Here is a 2,470-nt window from a genome sequence, read left to right on the forward strand (position 1 = left end):
GAAGCAGTCCAGCGGGCCTGTCGGCGCCTCCTGCCGCGGCGGCTGCGCAGGTCCGTTGCGCTCGAGATGTCGCTGCCAGAGCCGCCGGGTCTCGGCCTTGAGGCGATCCTCGGACCAACTAGGCCGCAACATGGCGGCGTTGTAGCCGCAGATCGCCTCCCAGGCCTCGTCGAGGCTGAGCCGGCCTTCGTGGGCTTGGCGGAGGTAATAGCCGATCGCGGCGCTGGCGCCCTGGAACCGGGTCCAGTCATCCTGCGCCCCCTCGCGCACCGGCGTGGTCAGGACGTCATCGACTGCGGGTTTGCTACCGGCGTTGAAGTCGAACCACGCTGAGCCTGAGGTTTCCGGGGTGAGCGCGGGCATCGCAGCGACGAGGGCCGCGAACTCAGCCAGATCGACCTCGATGTCCTGATGGGAGATGATCCGCACCGCGGATTTGCGGCCGTACTTGCCGTGGATCGTGCCCGGCACCCGGATCGGCTGGTGGGCGGAGCCGAAGCTGTCATCGCCGCCGACCTTCAGCGCGATCTCGGCACGTAGCCGGCAGAGCCGGGCCAGGTCCTCGCCCTCGGCCGGTTCGGTCAGCTTCCACCACAGATGCAGCTTGGGCTGTCCGCCCTCGGTCATCCCGCCGCTCTCGATGGTCAGCGTCGCCGGGCCGAGGTTGCGGATCAGGTGGTCCCGCTTGGCGGAGATGTCGCCCTCGTCGAGATCGACGACCAGCGCCTGCATCTGCCGGACATGCTCGGCGCGACCTTCGCCGCTGTTTCCGACCGTGCCGGGGATCACATAGATCGCGCGCCCGACGGAGGCGGCGGCTCGCGCGGCTGTGGCGATGATCTCGGGCGCGCTCGCGTCTGCCGGGATCCAGCGCAGGTCGTTCGACGGCACCGGCGTCACGCCCTTCTCGGGCAGACCGCGCAGCGGGATCAGGCCGTCGCACCAGGAGAAGACCGCGTCGACAAACCGCGCGATCTGGTCGCGATCGATGCCGGGCGCGCTCATTGCAGCCGCCCTTCGCCCGGCGCCAGATCGGTCGGATGGACATAAACCGCAAACAGCGGCTCACCGTCGCCGTGCAGGCCCGCTGCCTCGAAGAAGTAGTACCGATCCGGGATGACCAGTTCGGTCAGTTCCCAACGCCGGTAATATCCCGGCAGGCGTTTCAGAAGATCGGGCGGCGGAACGGGCGGCAGCGTCATCGATCAGGCTCGTGAACAGGGGCTTCACCTGGTCAAAAGCCAACCCCGCACGCCGATCAGGACATTGAGGACGGGAATAATCTGTGATATCTATTGCTTTATGTGATATCGATGGAGGCGGCCGTGGCCCAGATCGTCGTGCGACAGATCCCCGACGAGGTGCATCGCGCCCTGAAGGCGCAGGCGGCCGCCCATGGCCGGAGCGCCGAGGCTGAGCTGCGCGAGATCATCGCTCGCGCGGTTCTGCGCGAGGGCCGGCCACGTGCAGGCGATCTGATGCGCCGCTTCTGGTCCGGTGCCGAGACCAGCGACCTCACGCTCGAGCGCGACCGCACCCCCGTGGAGCCGGCCTGCTTCGAATGATCATCCTCGATACGAACGTCGTCTCGGAGACGATGAAGCCGGTCCCCGAGCCCCGGGTGATCGACTGGCTCAACCGCGAGGAGCTGAGCACCCTGCATCTGACCACCGTCAGCCTGGCCGAACTACGGTTCGGCATGGCGCGGCTCGAGCCCGGCCGCCGCCGGGATGATTTTGAGGTTCGGCTCGAGCGGATGCTGACGGAGGTCTTTCCCGGCAGGGTCCTGGGGTTCGACGCAGCTGCGGCGAATGCCTTTGGCGCGCTCGTCGCGCTGGCGGAGCGGCACGGGCGGACGGAGAGCTTCCCGGACGGCGCGATCGCCGCAATCGCTGCGGCGAATGGCTATCCCGTCGCCACCCGCGATGTCGCGCCGTTCATCGCCATGGGCGTGGACGTCGTCGATCCGTGGGACCCGATCCCTCCTGGCCCATGATACTGCCGCAGCGCCACGACGGCGCGCTGGTAGCGCTTCCGAGCCGCGGGTTCCGACAGGCCGAGCGCCATACCCATATCGATCTGGCTGGCACCATCCAGCGCCACGCCGAGAACCAGGTCCGCGTCCCTGCCGATGACTGCGGTGAGGTCGCGCCGCAGTTCCGCACGCAGACGCAGTTGCTCCGCCCATGAGGGTGGCGCCTCCAGCCAGTCCGGCTCCAGCGACGCGCAGGATTGTTGTCGGGCAGTTTCTCGTCGGGCGGCACGCAGCAGGTCGCGCTCGACGTTCCAGAGCACGGTCGCTGCGATCCGGTTCACCCGGCTGAGGTCAAGCGTTCGGACTTGCTCGGTCGTTCGCGCCAGCAACTCGGACGCGATCTCGTCGCGGCTGCCGACGCCCCGCTGCAGGCAGCGGCCGCGGATCGCATCCAGTCCCGGCCAGAGTGCCAGCAGGAGCACGCTCAGGGCCAGG

Annotated in this window: 4 protein-coding genes and 1 pseudogene; 2 read left to right on the plus strand and 3 right to left on the minus strand. The window is 68.4% G+C overall.

Going from position 1 to position 2,470, the window contains the following annotated elements; genetic code table 11:
* Together CK240_RS17340 and CK240_RS17345 are read right to left on the minus strand one after the other, a co-directional pair.
* Positions 1 to 1,005, minus strand: a pseudogene (locus CK240_RS17340) (AAA family ATPase); the annotation flags it as partial.
* Positions 1,002 to 1,202, minus strand: coding sequence for a hypothetical protein (locus CK240_RS17345; RefSeq protein ID WP_095641517.1), 201 nt, complete (start codon positions 1,200 to 1,202; stop codon positions 1,002 to 1,004). The gene CK240_RS17345 and the pseudogene CK240_RS17340, both read right to left, overlap by 4 nt.
* Before the next feature lie 123 nt (positions 1,203 to 1,325).
* Between CK240_RS17345 and CK240_RS17350 the strand changes: the two genes are divergently transcribed.
* Complete coding sequence (locus CK240_RS17350; protein ID WP_095641519.1) at positions 1,326 to 1,565, plus strand: FitA-like ribbon-helix-helix domain-containing protein; 240 nt, start codon at positions 1,326 to 1,328, stop codon at positions 1,563 to 1,565.
* Positions 1,562 to 1,996 carry a PIN domain-containing protein gene (locus CK240_RS17355; RefSeq protein WP_095641518.1) on the plus strand — a complete coding sequence of 145 codons (435 nt, stop codon included), beginning with the start codon at positions 1,562 to 1,564 and terminating at the stop codon, positions 1,994 to 1,996. Before CK240_RS17350 ends, CK240_RS17355 begins: the two co-directional genes overlap by 4 nt.
* Here the strand turns inward: CK240_RS17355 and CK240_RS17360 are convergent.
* On the minus strand, positions 1,906 to 2,470 hold a 565-nt coding region (locus CK240_RS17360), incomplete at its 5' end, for an RNA polymerase sigma factor (protein WP_240517563.1). The genes CK240_RS17355 and CK240_RS17360 overlap by 91 nt on opposite strands.

Origin of the sequence: Paracoccus salipaludis (assembly GCF_002287065.1) — a bacterium.
Classification (GTDB): domain Bacteria; phylum Pseudomonadota; class Alphaproteobacteria; order Rhodobacterales; family Rhodobacteraceae; genus Paracoccus; species Paracoccus salipaludis.

Coding starts and splice junctions, on each gene's coding strand:
- CK240_RS17345 (WP_095641517.1), bottom strand. CDS start 1,202: ATGACGCTGCCGCCCGTTCCGCCGCCCGATCTTCTGAAACGCCTGCCG.
- CK240_RS17355 (WP_095641518.1), top strand. CDS start 1,562: ATGATCATCCTCGATACGAACGTCGTCTCGGAGACGATGAAGCCGGTC.